We start from the raw sequence: 18,149 nt of genomic DNA on the forward strand, positions 1-18,149 counted from the left end.
GAAAGTAATGAGACCTTTTTTATTAGTTTTAGGGATTAGTAAAATGAGGATAGCAACATTGTTGTGGTCACTATATAACAAAATTTATTGATACGTGGAAATCAATTGATGGTCATTACGTCTTCCGGCAAGGAATCATGTTCTAGCCAGTTTTCAATTAAAGTATTAAATAACTTAGGGTCCGCTAAAGAAATTCCATGACCGATTTTAGAAATAATAACACCTGTGCAATTGGGATTACTTTCAAGGATTTCAGTCAACGAGTCTTTCATGATTCTTTTTTCGTTTTCTCCAACAGTTACTAATATATTACTATTAGCATTCTCAAAGTTTTTTGGTATTGTAAACGACATGTTTTCTTCTAGCATCCTTATGAAGGTATTTTTACTTATTTGACAACTGTCATGATAATAGTGGTCAAAGTATTTTTTATCTATATACATTGATTTGGCTTGTATTTTCGAAAACGTCCTACTCTTTATAAGAGGGTAGGTTAGCGCAATAGATTTTATAAATGTGCTAGCAAAAGGAATGGGTTTGACTAAGGCACTGTTTATCATAGCATATTGGATTAAGTCAGGTTTCATGCTAAGCATCGCAATTAACACTTGAGCACCTAATGAAAACCCAATTGCTATAATAGTTTTACCTTGTCCTTTTTCTTCAATTAGTTCAATGATTTTTTTAGCACTAAAATGTATTGAGAAATGATCTTTATTTCTGTTTTTTCCTTGATCAGGTAAATCAGGAACAAGGCAGTGAAAGTTAGTAAAATGATTAATTTGTTTGTCCCACATCCATCCACTGACTCCGCCCCCATGAATAAAAACCATAAGTGGAGAACTTGTATCTCCAAATTCTTTATAGTGTAAAACCATATAACTCCCCCCTTATAATTGGAATTGTAAATCCACTCATCTGTACTAGAGATAATATTTTTACTACTTAATTATCATCATACAATAAAAAAATTTCATTTGTTAAAATTCTAAGTGACTTTACTCATGAAATGATAAGAAAGAGCCTACAAACAGTAGGCTCTTTCTTATGTTTATTTATTTCACTTCAACTCGCTGCCCTACAGCAAGTGTTTTCGGCTTTATATTTACGAAACAAATACTCACTACAATAAATAATAGTCCGATGAATAAGCTAATAGTAATGGCCTCATGTAAGAAAATTGAACTTACAATTATAGCGATTAGAGGAATGAGAAATGTATAAGCCCCAACTTTACTTGCTTCACCAGCTCCAACGAGTGTGAAGTATGCAAGCCACCCCATTGCAATAACAAAGAATGAAATAAATAGTAGTACACTAACAAATGGCATACTCCAAGCGATACTAGACCAACTTTCAAATTCTGAGCCAAATCCGACTAAACAAAGACCGCCGATAAGAAGCTGAAGTGTTACCATCCAAATGGCATTCACACGGTGACCAGTTTTCTTAATAAATACTGTTCCAAGTGCCCAGCCAATAGCACATCCTAATGCAAGAAGGATTCCAATGACAGAAATATGTCCAGTTAAACTACTAGAGCTAATAACTCCTACACCAATAAATCCGAGTACAAGCCCGAAAATTTTTAAACCGTACATTGATTCTTCAAGCCATATCCACGAGAAAATACCAAGTAAAACAGGTTGTAGAAATACGATGGCGGAAAATAGACCAGCAGGCATATATTGAAGACCAACAGTTTGTAACCCGTAAAATATAATGATGTTAAGTAAAGAAGAAATAACGTATAAATGCCAAGTTTCTTTTAAATGTAATTCTTTATATTTTGGTAGAGCGAAAAGGAGTAAAATGAATCCTCCAATTAAAGTTCGAATGCCTGCAAATAAAACGGGTGGTGTATAATGCAGGGCAAACTTAGATAAAGGCCAATTGATTCCCCACATAAAAACGAGGAAGGTAAGGATTATGGCCGTCTTAGTTCGAGAAAGCTGTGCCACTGTAAGACCTCCTTGATGTTATTCATTTCATTATGATATGATATCGGCTGTGATAAATAAAATGAATCTTTTTTATGAGGAGTATAAGTGATTAGTTATGACCATTACACAACTTCAAGTGTTAATAAAAACTGTTGAGTTAGGTAGTTTTACGAAGGCTGCCAGAGTTTTAAATATGACGCAGCCAGCGGTTAGCCATGCGATTTCAAGTATTGAGTTAGAATTAGGAGTTACGATTCTTATACGGGATAAACGAAAAGGGCTAATCGTTACCGATGTTGGAAATAGAATTCTTGTACATATTAGAGAAATTTTGAACGGTGTTGAGAAGATTGAACAAGAAGTTGCGATGGAGAAAGGACACGAAGTTGGGACGATTCGAATTGGGAGTTTTCCGAGTGCTTCTGCACATTTCTTACCGAAAATGATAAACCTTTTTAAGGAGAAGTATCCGAACTTAGAAGTCGTTCTTTGTGAAGGAACAATTAAAGAAGTTGAAGATTGGTTAGTATCGAGAGTTGTTGATATAGGAATTGTTATTTTGCCTAATAAAGATATGGAGATTGTCCCATTAACGAAGGGGAAAATGGTTGTTATCTTAAGAGAGGATCATCCTCTTTGTAAGAAGGATGCTATTACAATTAGTGATTTAGAGAATGAACCGATCATATTATGTAAGGGCGGATATGAACCACCCATTATCGATATGTTTAAACAAGCCAACGTACCACTTCGGGCTGAGTATGTAATTTCGACAGTTACTACAGCTTTAAATATGATTCAAGAAGGATTAGGCATTGCAATATTAGCTGAATTATCTTTAACGAATTTACCCGAAAATGTGCAAACAAGAGAATTGGAACCACAAGTATGGAGAGAAATTGCTTTAGCTGTTCCTTCATTAAAGGATTCTTCAATAGCTGTGCAGCTATTTATTGAGGAATTTCAAGTACTATTTGCAGAATAAAAAGAGGTGTCTCATATATCATAATGGGACACTTTTTAATTTGCTTATAAAAAATCTATGAAAAGGATTGACTTATCTTTTTGTTGTAACTATAATGATTACATCGAGGTGGTGATCACGATGAAAATTAGTAGCCGCTTTTCTATAGCTGTTCATATTTTATCTATTTTAAAAAACAATCCATCTTCACTTTGTACTTCAGACTATATGGCTGAAAGTGTAAACACAAATCCAGTAGTCATTCGCAAAATTATGTCGTACTTGAAACAAGCGGGTTTTGTATATGTAAATCGCGGTCCAGGTGGTGCGGGATTATTAAAGGATTTACATGAAATCACATTGTTAGATGTGTATCATGCAGTGAATGTAGTGGAAGAAGACAAGCTATTTCATATTCACGAGCAACCGAATCCAGATTGTCCAATTGGAGCAAATATTCAAGCGGTATTAGAAATTATATTAATACAAGCACAATCTGCGATGGAAGAAGTTTTAAGAAATATTACGATGGGGCAGTTGTTTGAAACTTTGCAAGAAAAAATGAATGCTTAAATCATATTTATATTTTTTTAACATTAATGTAACTGATTCGATTACAACTATGAAAGTAAGGTGTGAAAGTTATGACTGTAAAAATGAAAGTATACTCAGATTTTATATGTCCGTTTTGTTTTTTAGCAAAAGGTCCATTAGATGAAGTAGCGAAAGAGAAAGATGTAGAAATTGAATGGATGCCATTTGAATTACGTCCAAGTCCATATTCAAAAATTGATCCATGGAATGAGCCAGAAAAATTAGGTTCATGGGATGCATTCATTCTTCCAACTGCGAAGAAGTTAGGAATCGATATGCGTTTGCCACGTGTTTCTCCGCATCCATATACACATTTAGCTTTTGAAGGGTGTCAATTTGCGAAAGAACATGGGCTTGGAAATGAGTATCACCACCGCGTATTCACAGCATTTTTCCAAGAGGAACAAAATATTGAAGATATTGATGTGTTAACAACATTAGCGGTAGAAGTAGGACTTCCTGAAGCAGAATTTAAAGATGCTTTAGTAACTCGTAAATATAAAGAAAAGCATCAAGAAGCAATTCAGCACGCATATGATGAAGCGAATATTATGGCTGTTCCGACTGTCATGATTGGAGATGAAGTCATTCAAGGTCTTGCTAGTAAAGACACGTTACAAAGAGTCATTGATAAAGAAATTGAAAAGGATAAAAAAAATTCATTTGAAGGCATGCAATGTAATACAGATGGATATTGCTAATTCGCTTGTTATGAAATAACAAAATAAATTATAAAACAAATATTTGGAGGAATTAACATGTCAGCAACTACAACAAATTTAAAAGAAGCAATCGTGAACCGCCGTTCAATTCGTAAAGTAGCAAAAAACGATGCAATTACGAAAGACAGAATTGAAGAAGTGTTAAAAACAGCTTTACACGCACCAACATCTTTCAATATGCAAAGTGGTCGTATGGTTGTATTAATGGATGGAGAGCATGAAAAGTTTTGGGATATTGTGAAAGAAACACTAAGAGCTCGCGTACCAGCAGAAAACTTTGAAGCGACTGTAGAAAGACTAAAAGGCTTCCATGCAGGTGTTGGGACTGTGTTATTCTTTGAAGATCAAGCAACAGTAGAAAAAATGCAAGAAAATGCACCATTATATAAAGATCAGTTCCCATTCTGGTCTCATCAAGGAAATGCAATGTTACAACATACTGTATGGATGTTATTATCAGCTGAAGGAATTGGTGCATCATTACAACATTACAATCCAATCGTAGATGCTGAAGTGAAAGAAACTTGGAACATTCCAGCAGAGTGGAGCTTAGTAGGTCAAATGCCATTTGGTGAACCAAACGAACAACCAGCAGAAAGAACGTTCTTACCTACTGAAGATGTAGTGAAATTTTATTAAGAAATACAATATGTAACGAGAAGGAAGCTGTGCTTAAAAACAGCTTCCTTTTTGGTAGTGGTGTTAATTTATGCGCATTTAGGGAAGAAATATAAGAAATAATCCGGTGAGAAGGGAATTAGAAAAATGAATGATGAGAAAAAATATACAGTGGTAGGTACTGATGTTGAGGAAGTAAAGCGTTTAAATAAAAATTCAGGGTTAACGTATAATCAAGTGAAAGAAATGTTAGCGAAGCAAATGCAAAAAAAGAAGTAATTAGATTGAAATCTTTCATTTTTTCATTTGGCATTTCGATTGGAGAGAGTTAAGTAAAAAGTAACTCTCTTTTTCGTATAACGAAGCACCTTATAGAGTGGAGGAAGCAACATGAAGAAATGGGTAAAGGGAACGCTGTCTATCGCTGGAGGCATTGTCTTATTAGCGTGTGCCGGCGGATATTACGTGTATAAAAATTATTTTCCAAAGGAACCTGAGCGTATTGTATATGATAAAGAAAGAGTGCTACAACCGATACATAATCAGCTTAAAGGAATCAATATAGAAAATGTAAAGATAAAAGAAAAAGAAGTCGTAAATGCGACTGTAGATGAGCTTCAAAAAATGATTGATGATGGAAAGTTGTCATATGAAGAATTAACGAGTATTTATCTCTTTAGAATACAAGAACATGATCAAAATGGAATAACATTAAATTCTGTTACAGAGATAAATCCTAATGCGATGGAAGAAGCAAGAAAGTTAGGTCAAGAGCGGGGTAGAAACAAAAATTCGAATTTATATGGTATTCCTGTCGTTGTAAAAGATAATGTACAGACGGAAAAAGTGATGCCGACTAGTGCAGGAACTTATGTATTAAAAGATTGGATTGCAGATCAAGACGCAACAATTGTGAAGCAGTTGAAAGAAGAAGGAGCATTTGTTTTAGGAAAAGCGAATATGTCTGAGTGGGCGAACTATTTATCTTTTACAATGCCAAGTGGATATAGTGGGAAGAAAGGACAAAATTTAAATCCGTACGGTCCGGTCATATTTGATACTTCAGGATCAAGTTCAGGATCTGCTACAGTAGTTGCGGCAGATTTTGCGCCGCTTGCAATTGGAACAGAAACGACGGGATCGATTGTTGCACCAGCGGCGCAGCAATCAGTAGTTGGGTTACGTCCATCTTTAGGTATGGTAAGTAGAACAGGAATTATTCCATTAGCTGAAACTCTTGATACAGCAGGACCTATGGCAAGAACAGTAAAAGATGCAGCAACGTTATTTAATGCAATGATAGGTTATGACGAAAAAGATGTTATGACAGAAAAAATGAAAGATAAAGAAAGAATTGATTATACAAAGGATTTATCAATAGATGGATTAAAAGGGAAAAAGATAGGGCTTCTTGTTTCTGTAGACCAACAAGATGAAAATAGAAAAGCAGTAGCAGAAAAAATTAGAAAAGACCTTCAAGATGCAGGTGCGATATTAACTGATAATATCCAGTTAAGTGCTGAGGGTGTAGATAATTTGCAAACATTAGAATATGAGTTCAAGCATAATGTAAACGACTATTTTTCACAGCACAAAAATGTACCAGTAAAATCGTTAGAAGAGATTATAGCGTTTAATAAAAAGGATAGTAATAGACGAATAAAATATGGACAAACATTAATTGAGGGATCTGAAAAATCAGCTATAACGAAAGATGAGTTTGAAAAAATAGTGCAATCGAGTCAAGAAAATGCAAGAAAAGAGCTAGATAGATATTTAGTAGAAAAAGGTTTGGATGCTTTAGTTATGATTAACAACGAAGAAGTTCTCCTATCAGCTGTAGCTGGCTATCCAGAATTAGCGGTGCCAGCAGGATATGATAATAACGGAGAGCCAGTAGGTGTAGTGTTTGTCGGGAAGCAATTCGGTGAAAAGGAACTGTTCAATATTGGATATGCGTATGAGCAGCAGTCTAAAAATAGAAAATCACCAAAACTGTAAAAGGGTAAATGAAATAAGTTAGAGGGCTAATATAAAGAGAATCTAACAATATAAAAAGAAAAAAAGGATTCTTCTCAATTAGTAAGAAAGATTGTCTATAGAAGTTCATAAAATGTAATATATTCAATTTCCATCCATTGAAGGGGGAGGTTAAATCTTAATGAATGAAGTGAAAAATTTTTTTCGAAGTAGAGGGTTCCAACGGTTTCTCGTTTTAATAATAGTGGGACTTGTATTATATGGATTAAAGAGTATGATCAATTTAATACTAATTACGTTTATACTGACATTTCTAATGGATCGTTTTCAACGTTTTATATCAAAAAAATTGAAAGTGAATCGGAAAATTGTTATTGCATGTTTGTATATAATATTAGTTACTTTTATCGGCACAACATTATATAAATATTTACCTGTGCTAACGATACAAATTTCTCAATTGATTTATCAATTTAAGCTATTTTTTCAAAACCCACCTGATAATGAAATCATTAAATATGCACTTTCGACTATTAATGGAATGGAAGTATCAAAATATATTGAACAAGGTGTAGATGTTATATATCAATCAATAGCAAATATAGGGAAGGTAAGTTTACAAATATTATTGTCTCTCATATTAAGCTTATTTTTCTTATTAGAAAAAGAGCGTATTATTACATTTACCTCTAAATTTAAAGATAGTAAGTTGAAAATTTTTTATGAGGAGATTGCATATTTTGGCGAAAGGTTTGCAAGATCATTCGGTAAAGTAATAGAAGCACAGTTTTTAATTGCAGTTGTAAATTGTATTCTTACTGTCATTGCATTAATTGTTTTAGGATTTCCGCAGCTTCTCGTATTAGCTGTCATGATTTTCTTACTTGGATTAATTCCTGTTGCCGGGGTAATCATTTCCTTGTTTCCACTTAGTATTATTGCATATAATGTAGGCGGAGTTATGTACGTTTTATACATACTTGTGTTCATCACAGTAATTCATGCTCTTGAAAGTTATTTTTTAAACCCGAAGTTTATGTCTGCGAAAACGAATTTACCAATCTTTTATACATTTATGATTCTCATCTTTTCAGAACATTTCCTTGGAATCTGGGGGCTTATTATCGGGATACCAATCTTCATCTTTTTCTTAGATGTACTTGATGTAAATAATGAGGAATCGATTAAAAAATAGAACATAAACAAAAAAGCAATCCAAAATAAATTGGATTGCTTTTTATTATTCATATTAAAGAACTGGAGCCATTGTTTCTTTCAGCACTTGAACAGAGTGATCGAATTTTAATTCTTCTTCTTCGCTTAATTCTACTTCTAAAATTTCACGAACACCGCTGCGATTTAATACAGCAGGTACACCGATATACACATCTTTTTGACCGTATTGACCTTCTAAATATGCTGAAACAGTTAATACACTATTTTCGTCGTTTAAAATTGCCTTAGTAACACGTAGAAGTGACATACCAATACCATAGTAAGTTGCGCCTTTTCGCTCAATAATATGGTAAGCTGCATCACGAACGTTTATGAAGATTTTGTCTAAATCTTCTTGTGTGTATGTGTTGTCTTTATCAAGAAGCGTTTGTAGTTTTTGAATACCAACTGATACGTGACTCCAAACAGGAAGTTCCGTATCACCATGTTCACCGATTATATAAGCATGAATGTTGTGTGGACCAATATTGAAGTACTCACCTAACATATAGCGGAAACGAGCAGAATCAAGTGTTGTACCAGAACCAATTACGCGTTCTTTTGGTAAACCAGATTCTTTCCAAGTTACGTAAGTTAAAATATCGACAGGGTTAGTTGCGATTAAGAAAATACCATCAAATCCGCTATCCATAATGCTACGAACGATTTGTTTGAAGATTTTCGCGTTTTTCTCAACTAAATCTAAACGTGTTTCGCCTGGTTTTTGTGGTAATCCAGCCGTAATGACTACAAGATCAGCATCTTTACAATCTTCGTAGCTGCCTTTCCATACTCTAGTTGGAGCTGGAGCAAATGGAACAGCATGACTTAAATCCATTGCTTCTCCTTCAGCTTTTGCCTCGTTTACATCAACTAAAACAAATTCTTCAGCTACAGCTTGGTTAATCATGCAGTAAGCATAACTACATCCAACTGCTCCTGTTCCTACTAATACAACACGGTTAATACCTTTTTTCATTTCAAAATTCCTCGCAATTTCATTGATTTTATTATGTAAGATAATACGTCTTACTTCTATAGAGTCATATCTAGTTTATTACATTTTATAAAAGATATTCAAGTATTTGAAAATGTATCCGTGCAATTTCTTGCATGGAACATAGGAAGTAAGTTGACGGAATATAATGCAATAAAATCCTTTATCGAAGGGGAAAAGGGCATGATGCAGCCATTAACGATGGAAAGAATGCTTCATATTATTAATGTGGGGCTCGTTAAAACAAAGAATCCAAAGCAGATTATTATTGCTGGTGCAGGGATTTCAGGATTAGTTGCAGCATCGTTATTGAAAGAAGCAGGACATAACATAACAATTTTAGAAGCGAATAACCGAATAGGCGGAAGAATATATACGATTCGTGAACCATTTAGCAGAGATTTATACTTTAATGCAGGACCAATGCGGATTCCTGAAACACATGAATTAACTTTAGCTTACATTCGTAAATTTAAATTACCGCTAAATCTATTTATAAATAAAACCACTTTAGATATTATTTATACGAATCATATTAAAACGAGATTGAGCATATTTGAAAAAAATCCAAGTATACTTGGATATCCAATTTTAGAGAATGAAAAAGGAAAAACTGCAGAAGAGTTAATGTTAGTAGTATTAGAACCTATACTTAATTTTATAAAAAAAGATCCCAATAAAAACTGGATTATCGTTGAAAAAAAGTATAAAACATATTCGCTCGGATCATTTTTAAGCGAGTATTATTCAGACGGTGCAATAGATATGATTGGGGTACTTCTAGATATGGAAGCATATATGGGAATGTCTTTAATTGAAGTATTACGTGAAATGATCTTTTTTACTTCCACGACAAAATATTATGAGATAACGGGTGGAATGGATGCATTACCAAAAGCCTTTTTACCGCAGTTAAATGAAAATATATTTATGCAGTATAAGGTTGAAAAAATTATACAAGATGATAACAATGTGACGATACAAGTAAAACATGAACAAACGTTAGAAAAATATACGGTCACAGGTGATATCGCAATTGTTACTATCCCATTTTCAGCATTGCGTTTTGTTGAAATCCAGCCTTACCATTTATTCTCCTATTATAAAAGAAGAGCAATTCGTGAATTAAACTATATAGCTTCGACTAAAATTGCGATAGAATTTAAAAGTAGATTTTGGGAGAGAATGGGACAGTTTGGTGGGAAATCTATTACAGATTTGCCGATTCGATTTACATACTATCCAAGTTATGGGCTTCATACGCCAGGTCCATCTGTAATTTTAGCGAGTTATACGTGGGCAGATGAAGCTTTAACATGGGATAGTTTACCGAATAGTGAACGCATTCGGTACGCATTAAAAAATTTAGCGGAAATATACGGTGACATCGTTTATAGTGAGTTTGTTACAGGGGCATCTTTTAGCTGGAGTCAAAATCCGTATTCTTGCGGCGCATTTACAGCGTTCGAACCGGGCCAAGAGCTTGAGTTATTTCCGTATATTACACCACCATCTGGAAAAGTACACTTTGCAGGAGAGCATACGACATTAACACATGGATGGATGCAAGGAGCAATAGAGTCTGGAGTTAGGGTTGCGCATGAAGTAAATGGACAGTGAATCTGTTATGTTTACAAATGGTCATTCTTTTAATAAAATGATAAATATAAATCGTAATTATTACGCTTTGAATACGTTTGAAGTAAAGAAATGGATGGTCGATTAAATGAATAAAGTAGAAATTCATATATTAGGTGGCTTTTTAGGTAGTGGGAAATCAACATTATTACAAAATTTATTGTTAGCGGAGAAAAAGAAGAATAGAAAAGTTGCAGTGTTGATGAATGAGATTGGTGAGTACTCAGTAGATACAGATATTATTGGAAAAGAGAATGTTTTAAGAGAACTTCTGAAAGGATGTATTTGCTGTACGCTAAAAGAAGAGCTTGAAATACAGTTGCATTCGTTATATCAGCAAGAAAGACCAGATGTCATTTATATAGAAACGACAGGTGTTGCACATCCAATTGAAGTGTTAGATGCGTGTGTATCACCAATTTTAGCACCTTTCCTAGAAGTGAAATCAATTGTCGTCGTTTTAGATGCAGTAAGGTGGTTAAATCGAAGAGTATTAAGTGCAAACGTTCAGCAATTATTGCATGAGCAACTGAAGTTTGGTAGCCATATTTTAATTAATAAATTAGATTTACTAACAGATGCGGATAAGAACAAAGTAATTGAAGAAGTGAAAGCAATAAATAATCATGCGAAATTGTTTGAAACAAAATATTGTAATATATCTTTAGAAGACATAGAAGAAGCTGAATTTACGAATGATGGGGAACATGAGACACTACATGTAAAACAGCATTTACATATACAAACGATGACGTATCAATTTACGAAATCAATTGATCAAGATAAATTATACGAATGGCTTTCGAATTTACCAGATAGTATTTATCGTGTGAAAGGTTTTGTGAAATTTCATGGGGACAAATATCCTCACTTATTCCAATACTCGTTCGGGGTACCGACTTTACTGGAACAAGACTTCGGTTTCCCAACGAACTTGGTAGTAATAGGGGAAGGGCTAGATAAGAAACAATTGGCTGAAGGGTTAGAGAAAGTGGAACTTAATTCTAATTAAGATTAAAGGGAGCTGCCACATAAGTTGATGAAAATGACTTATGTGGCAGCTTTTTATTTTTGGTGAATAAGCATATAGATACTTGTATTCATTTTAAATAGTCACTCTTTTAGTATTTTCGTTTTCCAAGAGAAACACTTATATTAGAGCCTCTACTAATTTCAACTTTGCGACCATCTAATTCTATTGTTCGAGAGCTTGCAGTAGGATTTTTAATTAGACTGTACAGATAATCTGCTTTAGTTGGTAGTAGTGTGTTTAGGATTTTTTTTACAGGCTCGTTTAATACCGGATCATCACTTGTAATATACATTCTATATGCGCTATCATCTGAGGAAGAAAAATAAAAATACATCATGTTATCATATCCGTCTTTACCATTTTTATTATATATATATTCCGAAGAGCGTTTGAAAAATCCAGCATCAATCAGTATATTCTCAATTTCTTTATACTTATCCTCATCCTTTGCAGGAATAGAATCAGGAACAAAATAAGGGCTGACATTAATTGCTTTATACATAAACGTTGCAAATTGTTCTCTTGTTACATTCATTTCTCCGCCATATTGATAGTTTCCAATTCCTTTTGTAATGCCATTACTATACAATGAACGAACAGAGTCTGTTGCCCAAAAATTATTTGGAACATCATAGAAAAGGTCATTTGTTTTTACAGGTAAATGAAAAGCTTTTTGTAAAATAACAGCCATTTCATATCGAGTTAATGTATCATCAGGTCTAAACTTGTCAGTGCTATTGTCCCCTGTCATAAGTCCTTTTTGAGCAACTGCTTTAATATTGTTTTCAAACATATGCCCATGAATATCAGAGAAATGTTTATTTGTAGATATGGTATTTTCTAGTTTTAAGTATCTTGAAATAATCGCAGCTACTTGCCCACGAGTTACATTGTCCCCAAATCCAAATTTTCCGTTACCATAACCACTAATAATCTTTTGCTCAGTTAAATGGTCAATCGAATCTTTAGACCAGTGATTCGTTGGTACATCAATGAAATGTTCAGTTTGTGCATGAGCATTCGTTGCACCAAATAATGTGGCGGTAATTAAGCCTGTTGCAAGTACATGTTTAAAATTCATTATGATTCCTCCTAAGTATATAAAACAATATTTTCTCACTCATATCCGTTACTTTTAAGTGATAATCACTTATCTATTATATTAGTATATTTAGTTTTTGTAAAATATGGATTTACTTTCCGAATATTGCTTAAATATATTTGGTGTTATAAGAGGGAGGGAAGTATAAAAAGTTAACTGACGGGGCGTTGATTCATCCTGATTAGGGATGTGTTATAAAATTCTTACTAATTAATAGCTGGTCAAAAGAAGACAACCTTTGTTGGGGTATAAAAAAATGCTTGCAGATTTTGTCTAACAATAATAATTGTAAAATTCAGAAGTATATTTATAATCAAATATAAGAGGTGATTCAGGTGTCAGAAAAGATAATAATGGATGTGAAAAATCTAACAACAAAAGGATTAGAAACGAGAGAGAAATTATTGTGTGCTGCAGAAGAGGTATTTGGTAGTAAAGGATATTACGAGGCTTCTATCGTGAATATTACACAAGAAGCAAAGGTGGCGCATGGAACTTTCTATAATTACTTTCCATCTAAAAAAGATATATTTGATGAATTGATTCGCAGATTGAACCGTGAGTTACGCTTAATTATTAAAGAAGAAATGAAGGGGATATCAAGTTATGAAGAGGCACAAAGAAGAGGTTTTCAGGCATTTTTTCGGTGGGTGAAAGATCGTCCTAATCTATATAACATTGTACAACAGGCGGTAGTTGTTGATGATAATTTATATAGATGGTACTATGCAAAGCTCGCAAATGGATTTTTAAAAAGTTTATCAGCTGGTATGGAAGCGGGAGAGTTTAAGCAACTTGATACAGAAACAATTGCGTATTGTCTTATGTCAATTGGGCAATTTCTAGGTATGCGATGGGGTTATTGGGAAGAGAAAGATGTTCCAGAAGATGTATTTGAAGCAGCGATGTCATTAATATTTGAAGGATTGAGAAAGAGATAAGGGAGTGGGGAACATATGCAAGGCATTGCTTATTGGATTGAAAAACGGGCCTATTTACATCCAGATCGCATTGCCATTATTACAGAAGAGGAAGAAATGACATATAAACAGTTACATGAGTATGTAAATAAAGTAGCCGCCTATTTAATTTACGATTTACATGTGCAAAAAGGGGAAAGGATAGCTATTTTATCGCAAAATAGCTTGGAATATATTGTGCTTTTATTTGCTATAGCAAAAGTAGAATGTATTGCTGTGCCACTGAATATACGGTTAACAGAAAATGAACTTATATTTCAGTTAAAAGATAGTGGAACTACATTGTTATTTGTAGAGGAAACATTTCAAAATATGGCACTGTCAATGCAGAAGGTATCGTATGTTCAAAGAGTTATTTTGATTAAAAGTTTAAAAGAAATAGAAGATAGAAAAATTGATAACTTTGAAGAGATAAATGAAAGCGCATCCTTTATTATATGTTATACCTCAGGGACAACTGGAAAACCGAAAGGAGCTGTACTTACACAAGACAATATGTTTTGGAATGCGCTAAATAATACATTTGCGATTGATCTAACTATTCACGATCGCTCCATTGTATTACTGCCTTTATTTCACATTGGTGGGATTGGCTTATTCGCATTTCCAACTTTATTTGCAGGTGGTGTAATCATTGTTCCGAGAAAATTTGAGCCAACTACAGCTCTTTCCATGATAGAAAAACATAAAGTGACTGTAGTGATGGGAGTACCTACAATTCATCAAGCATTAATGAATTGTGAGAATTTTGAAACTGTAAATTTGCAATCAGTTCGCTGGTTTTATAACGGTGGTGCTCCGTGTCCAGAAGAGTTGATGAGAGAATTTATAGATAGAGGATTTTTATTTGGTCAAGGCTTTGGTATGACTGAAACATCACCAACCGTATTTATGCTTTCAGAAGAAGATGCAAGACGTAAAGTAGGCTCAATTGGAAAACCAGTTTTGTTTTGTGATTATGTACTTATTGATGAAAATAAAAATAAAGTTGAGATTGGTGAAGTTGGAGAGTTACTTATAAGAGGGCCAAATGTAATGAAAGAGTATTGGAATCGGCCAGATGCAACAAAAGAAACGATTCAAGATGGTTGGTTATATACGGGAGATTTAGCTAGAGTTGATGAAGATGGTTTTGTATACATTGTCGGTAGAAAAAAAGAAATGATAATTTCCGGTGGTGAAAATATTTATCCACTTGAAGTAGAGCAAGTCATTAATAAGCTTTCGGACGTATATGAGGTAGCGGTCGTTGGTAGGCAACATGTAAAGTGGGGAGAGACTCCAATCGCCTTTATTGTGAAAAAGAGTAGCAGTGTATTAACTGAAAAGGAAGTCATTGAACATTGTCGTTTATTTCTAGCAAAATATAAAATACCGAAAGAGATTGTTTTTCTAAAAGAATTGCCTAAAAATGCAACTGGTAAAATTCAAAAAACACAGTTAGCAAATCAATTGAAAAGTAGGTGAAGAGATGACGATGTACAGCACGGGTCAAAAGGCGTCATGTAGTAAAACAATAACAGAAACGGATTTTGTATTATTTGCAGGTTTAAGTGGGGATTTTAATCCAATCCATATTGATCATGAGTATGCGAAAAAAACTAGATTTAATCAAAGAATAGCACATGGTTTACTAACTTCTAGTCTATTATCGCAATTGCTTGGTATTCATTTACCTGGAAAAGGATCCATTTATATGGAGCAAACTATTAAATTTACAGCACCAGTTTTTATAGGAGATACAATTACAGCAACGGCTACAGTACAAGAATTTATGATAGAAAAGAGAGTTTTGAAATTGTTAACGGAGTGTCATAACCAAAAAGGAGATTTAGTATTAACAGGTGTAGCTACAATGATGGTGCCAAAAGAAGGAGGAGTAGTCTAATGAATATTGGGATTGAAGCGACTGGTGTTTTCTTCCCAAAAGACGTAGAGACGGCTGCAGACCTATCTAAAAAAACAGGTATTCCTGAGCACATTATTATAGAAAAGTTTGGATTATATGAAAAACATGTCGCAGATGAAACGATGCATGCATCAGATTTAGCTATTGCTGCTGCAAAGCCAATATTATCACAAGTAGATCCTCAATCTATTGATGTAGTCATTTATTTTGGCAGTCCACATAAAGATTACCACGTATGGTCTAGTGCCCCAAAAATTCAGCATGAACTTGGATTAAAAAATGCTTATGCTTTTGAAATTATGAATGTTAGTTCTTGTTTTCCTATTGCCCTCAAAGTCGCAAAAGATATGCTCTACTCCGATAACTCAATTGAAAATATATTATTAGTAGGCGGATGTAAAGAATCTCAAATTGTAGATTATGATAATCCACGCTCGCGTTTTATGTTTAATTTCGCTGATGGCGGAAGTGCAGCTTTAGTGAAAAAAGACGCTAGAAGCGGTGAAATATTAGGAAGTGCGATTATAACAGATGGTTCATTTCATGAAGATGTTCGTATTCCAGCAGGTGGATCGAAGCAGGTTGCGAGCTACGATACAGTTGAGAATCGACAGCATTATATTGATGTAATAGAACCTATTAGTATGAAAGAACGTCTAGACAGGGTTTCAACTCCTAATTTTGACAAGGTTATTCGGGAGGCGTTAAGAAAAAGTGGATTTACTCCTAAAGATATTAAAGTATTGTTACCACTGCATACAAAACGTTCTATGTTAATAGAATTGATACAGGGGCTAGGGCTAGCAGAAGAACAAGTTGTATATTTAGATCATTATGGACATATGTCAGCGCTTGATCCTTGCATTGGTCTTCACTTTGCAAATGAACAGGGAAAATTACAGGCCGGAGATATTGCAGTAGTAGTTAGTGCAGGGACTGGGTATACGTGGGCAGCTACTGTAATTAGGTGGTAAAAAATCCTAGTTGAACATATGGAGAAATGGAGGTATTTGGAAAGGGGCGGCGAATGTAATGGTACTTCATTAAATTTTTTTAACAGATTTGTTTGTATGATCCAGAGGAAAAGTCATAATTACGGTGGGGTAACTTTGGCGTGTTTGATTCTATCAGAAAGTAAAGTATGGGGAGGATCACAATGTCGATGAAAAAACGTAAATGGCTAAGAATGATGGCTACTGGTTGTGTTTTAAGTTCGTTATTAATAACGGCAGCTTGTTCAGGAAAGAAAACAAGTACAGAGGATGAAAAGACGATTAAGGTAGGGGTTCTTGCTTCATTAACAGGTCCATTAGAATCGTATGGAAAACAAACGGTGAACGGATTTGAATTAGGGTTAGACTATGCAACGGGTGGAACTGGGAAAGTGGAAGGGAAGAAGATTAAGTTTGTTGTAGAAGATACGGAAACGAAAGCAGAGGTAGCGGTTAAAAAAGCTACGAAATTATTAGAAGAAGAGAAAGTCGATTTTTTAGTCGGATCTTCTAGTTCAAGTGATACATTAGCAGTTTTACCACTAGCTGAAGAATATGAAAAAATAATGGTTGTAGAACCGGCAGTTGCTGATAGTATTACCGGAAAGAATTGGAATAAGTATGTTTTTAGAACAGGAAGAAGTTCTTCGCAAGATGCGATTGCAGGAGCGGCCGCAATCGCCAAAAAAGATGTAAAGATTGCGACGTTTGCCCCAGATAATGCATTTGGCCGTGAAGGAATTGCAGCATTTAAAGCTGGAGCGAAGAAATTAGGTGCGAATATTGTAAACGAGCAATATGCTGATACAAATTCGACTGACTTCACTGCAAATATTCAAAATATCATTAGCTCAAAACCAGATTATTTATTTATCGTTTGGGCAGGGGCAAACTCACCTTGGAAACAGTTAAAAGATATGAATGTGGAAGCGCAAGGTATTAAAATTTCTACAGGTGCACCAGATATACCGGCATTAAAAACGATGGATGCGTTAGTAGGAATGCAAGGTTTTTCTGTTTATTATCATACACTCCCGAAAAATAAAGTGAATGATTGGTTAGTGGAAGAACATAAAAAACGATTTAATGGTGCGGTGCCAGATTTATTTACAGCAGGAGGAATGTCAGCGGCAATTTCAATTGTAGAAGCTTTAAAGAAAACAAAAGGTGATACAGATGTAGATACATTAATTAAGAAAATGGAAGGAATGGAATTTGATACACCGAAAGGAAAGATGAAGTTTAGAGAAAAGGATCACCAAGCGATGCAGACACTGTATTCTATAACATTGAAAAAGCAGGATGGTGTTGATTATCCAGTGCCAGTATTAGAGCGAGAATTAACGATGAAAGAGACAGAACCACCAGTTCAAAATAAATAGACTGAATTTTCTGTTGTTTTTGTATAAAGAGGGGCACACTCTCTTTATACGTATTTCTTTCATACTTAAAGCTTTAAAGG

The 18,149-nt window shown here is 34.3% G+C and carries 18 protein-coding genes; 14 read left to right on the forward strand and 4 right to left on the reverse strand.

The annotated features are described in order from the left end of the window. Positions 1-101: 101 nt before the first annotated feature. Positions 102-878, reverse strand: a complete 777-nt coding sequence (locus ATN06_RS09700) for an alpha/beta fold hydrolase (RefSeq protein WP_060630454.1) — start codon at positions 876-878, stop codon at positions 102-104. A 177-nt stretch (positions 879-1,055) separates the two neighbouring features. Beyond that, positions 1,056-1,961 (reverse strand): DMT family transporter, encoded by a 906-nt coding sequence (locus ATN06_RS09705; RefSeq protein ID WP_060630455.1) that lies wholly within the window; start codon positions 1,959-1,961, stop codon positions 1,056-1,058. A 97-nt stretch (positions 1,962-2,058) separates the two neighbouring features. Between ATN06_RS09705 and ATN06_RS09710 the strand changes: the two genes are divergently transcribed. The 7 genes from ATN06_RS09710 to ATN06_RS09740 all read left to right on the forward strand — a co-directional run bounded on the left by ATN06_RS09710 (position 2,059) and on the right by ATN06_RS09740 (position 8,016). Then, complete coding sequence (locus ATN06_RS09710) at positions 2,059-2,928, forward strand: LysR family transcriptional regulator (RefSeq protein ID WP_060630456.1); 870 nt, start codon at positions 2,059-2,061, stop codon at positions 2,926-2,928. Positions 2,929-3,048: 120 nt separating this feature from the next. Further along, on the forward strand, positions 3,049-3,480 hold the full coding sequence (locus ATN06_RS09715) for an Rrf2 family transcriptional regulator (RefSeq protein WP_000704073.1): 432 nt from the start codon (positions 3,049-3,051) through the stop codon (positions 3,478-3,480). A 71-nt stretch (positions 3,481-3,551) separates the two neighbouring features. Beyond that, complete coding sequence (locus ATN06_RS09720) at positions 3,552-4,202, forward strand: DsbA family oxidoreductase (protein ID WP_060630457.1); 651 nt, start codon at positions 3,552-3,554, stop codon at positions 4,200-4,202. A gap of 57 nt (positions 4,203-4,259) precedes the next feature. Continuing rightward, positions 4,260-4,862 carry a nitroreductase family protein gene (locus ATN06_RS09725; RefSeq protein ID WP_001277009.1) on the forward strand — a complete coding sequence of 201 codons (603 nt, stop codon included), beginning with the start codon at positions 4,260-4,262 and terminating at the stop codon, positions 4,860-4,862. A 126-nt stretch (positions 4,863-4,988) separates the two neighbouring features. Continuing rightward, positions 4,989-5,120: a hypothetical protein gene (locus tag ATN06_RS29580; RefSeq protein WP_000997344.1), complete on the forward strand. Its 132-nt coding sequence runs from the start codon at positions 4,989-4,991 to the stop codon at positions 5,118-5,120. A gap of 111 nt (positions 5,121-5,231) precedes the next feature. Continuing rightward, positions 5,232-6,842: an amidase family protein gene (locus ATN06_RS09735; RefSeq protein ID WP_060630458.1), complete on the forward strand. Its 1,611-nt coding sequence runs from the start codon at positions 5,232-5,234 to the stop codon at positions 6,840-6,842. A 160-nt stretch (positions 6,843-7,002) separates the two neighbouring features. Then, the gene (locus ATN06_RS09740; RefSeq protein WP_060630459.1) at positions 7,003-8,016 is read left to right on the forward strand and encodes an AI-2E family transporter; all 1,014 of its coding nucleotides are present in this window, start codon (positions 7,003-7,005) and stop codon (positions 8,014-8,016) included. A 54-nt stretch (positions 8,017-8,070) separates the two neighbouring features. Here ATN06_RS09740 and ATN06_RS09745 read toward each other — a convergent pair whose 3' ends face one another. After that, positions 8,071-9,015 (reverse strand): L-lactate dehydrogenase, encoded by a 945-nt coding sequence (locus ATN06_RS09745; protein WP_060630460.1) that lies wholly within the window; start codon positions 9,013-9,015, stop codon positions 8,071-8,073. 201 nt (positions 9,016-9,216) lie between these two features. Here ATN06_RS09745 and ATN06_RS09750 point away from each other — a divergent pair, with 201 nt between their 5' ends. Together ATN06_RS09750 and ATN06_RS09755 are read left to right on the forward strand one after the other, a co-directional pair. Continuing rightward, positions 9,217-10,653 carry a flavin monoamine oxidase family protein gene (locus ATN06_RS09750; RefSeq protein WP_060630461.1) on the forward strand — a complete coding sequence of 479 codons (1,437 nt, stop codon included), beginning with the start codon at positions 9,217-9,219 and terminating at the stop codon, positions 10,651-10,653. A gap of 106 nt (positions 10,654-10,759) precedes the next feature. Beyond that, on the forward strand, positions 10,760-11,683 hold the full coding sequence (locus tag ATN06_RS09755; RefSeq protein WP_060630462.1) for a CobW family GTP-binding protein: 924 nt from the start codon (positions 10,760-10,762) through the stop codon (positions 11,681-11,683). A 109-nt stretch (positions 11,684-11,792) separates the two neighbouring features. On the opposite strand, the gene ATN06_RS09760 is transcribed toward ATN06_RS09755, so the two are convergent. Beyond that, a complete protein-coding gene (locus ATN06_RS09760; protein WP_060630463.1) occupies positions 11,793-12,785 on the reverse strand; it encodes an S-layer homology domain-containing protein in 993 nt (330 codons plus the stop codon). Positions 12,786-13,141: 356 nt separating this feature from the next. Between ATN06_RS09760 and ATN06_RS09765 the strand changes: the two genes are divergently transcribed. The 5 genes from ATN06_RS09765 (at position 13,142) to ATN06_RS09785 (ending at position 18,069) form a co-directional block, all read left to right on the forward strand. Next, positions 13,142-13,747, forward strand: coding sequence for a TetR/AcrR family transcriptional regulator (locus tag ATN06_RS09765; RefSeq protein ID WP_001290800.1), 606 nt, complete (start codon positions 13,142-13,144; stop codon positions 13,745-13,747). 15 nt (positions 13,748-13,762) lie between these two features. Continuing rightward, positions 13,763-15,253 carry an o-succinylbenzoate--CoA ligase gene (locus ATN06_RS09770; protein WP_060630464.1) on the forward strand — a complete coding sequence of 497 codons (1,491 nt, stop codon included), beginning with the start codon at positions 13,763-13,765 and terminating at the stop codon, positions 15,251-15,253. A gap of 4 nt (positions 15,254-15,257) precedes the next feature. Beyond that, entirely contained in the window at positions 15,258-15,674 is a 417-nt protein-coding gene (locus ATN06_RS09775; protein ID WP_048566568.1) for a MaoC family dehydratase, read from the forward strand. Beyond that, positions 15,674-16,669, forward strand: a complete 996-nt coding sequence (locus ATN06_RS09780) for a 3-oxoacyl-ACP synthase (RefSeq protein WP_060630465.1) — start codon at positions 15,674-15,676, stop codon at positions 16,667-16,669. The genes ATN06_RS09775 and ATN06_RS09780 overlap by 1 nt, the downstream gene beginning before the upstream one ends. A 182-nt stretch (positions 16,670-16,851) precedes the next feature. Further along, positions 16,852-18,069 (forward strand): substrate-binding domain-containing protein, encoded by a 1,218-nt coding sequence (locus ATN06_RS09785; protein WP_060630466.1) that lies wholly within the window; start codon positions 16,852-16,854, stop codon positions 18,067-18,069. Positions 18,070-18,149 lie beyond the last annotated feature (80 nt).

Source organism: Bacillus thuringiensis (assembly GCF_001455345.1).
In the GTDB taxonomy this organism is placed as follows: domain Bacteria; phylum Bacillota; class Bacilli; order Bacillales; family Bacillaceae_G; genus Bacillus_A; species Bacillus_A thuringiensis_N.

Bases quoted from the DNA above. Each gene is read 5' to 3' on its own strand.
- ATN06_RS29580 (WP_000997344.1), top strand. From the start codon at position 4,989: ATGAATGATGAGAAAAAATATACAGTGGTAGGTACTGATGTTGAGGAA.
- ATN06_RS09740 (WP_060630459.1), top strand. From the start codon at position 7,003: ATGAATGAAGTGAAAAATTTTTTTCGAAGTAGAGGGTTCCAACGGTTT.
- ATN06_RS09760 (WP_060630463.1), bottom strand. From the start codon at position 12,785: ATGAATTTTAAACATGTACTTGCAACAGGCTTAATTACCGCCACATTA.
- ATN06_RS09710 (WP_060630456.1), top strand. From the start codon at position 2,059: ATGACCATTACACAACTTCAAGTGTTAATAAAAACTGTTGAGTTAGGT.
- ATN06_RS09770 (WP_060630464.1), top strand. From the start codon at position 13,763: ATGCAAGGCATTGCTTATTGGATTGAAAAACGGGCCTATTTACATCCA.
- ATN06_RS09735 (WP_060630458.1), top strand. From the start codon at position 5,232: ATGAAGAAATGGGTAAAGGGAACGCTGTCTATCGCTGGAGGCATTGTC.
- ATN06_RS09715 (WP_000704073.1), top strand. From the start codon at position 3,049: ATGAAAATTAGTAGCCGCTTTTCTATAGCTGTTCATATTTTATCTATT.
- ATN06_RS09785 (WP_060630466.1), top strand. From the start codon at position 16,852: ATGTCGATGAAAAAACGTAAATGGCTAAGAATGATGGCTACTGGTTGT.
- ATN06_RS09720 (WP_060630457.1), top strand. From the start codon at position 3,552: ATGACTGTAAAAATGAAAGTATACTCAGATTTTATATGTCCGTTTTGT.
- ATN06_RS09755 (WP_060630462.1), top strand. From the start codon at position 10,760: ATGAATAAAGTAGAAATTCATATATTAGGTGGCTTTTTAGGTAGTGGG.
- ATN06_RS09750 (WP_060630461.1), top strand. From the start codon at position 9,217: ATGATGCAGCCATTAACGATGGAAAGAATGCTTCATATTATTAATGTG.
- ATN06_RS09775 (WP_048566568.1), top strand. From the start codon at position 15,258: ATGACGATGTACAGCACGGGTCAAAAGGCGTCATGTAGTAAAACAATA.
- ATN06_RS09745 (WP_060630460.1), bottom strand. From the start codon at position 9,015: ATGAAAAAAGGTATTAACCGTGTTGTATTAGTAGGAACAGGAGCAGTT.
- ATN06_RS09725 (WP_001277009.1), top strand. From the start codon at position 4,260: ATGTCAGCAACTACAACAAATTTAAAAGAAGCAATCGTGAACCGCCGT.
- ATN06_RS09700 (WP_060630454.1), bottom strand. From the start codon at position 878: ATGGTTTTACACTATAAAGAATTTGGAGATACAAGTTCTCCACTTATG.
- ATN06_RS09780 (WP_060630465.1), top strand. From the start codon at position 15,674: ATGAATATTGGGATTGAAGCGACTGGTGTTTTCTTCCCAAAAGACGTA.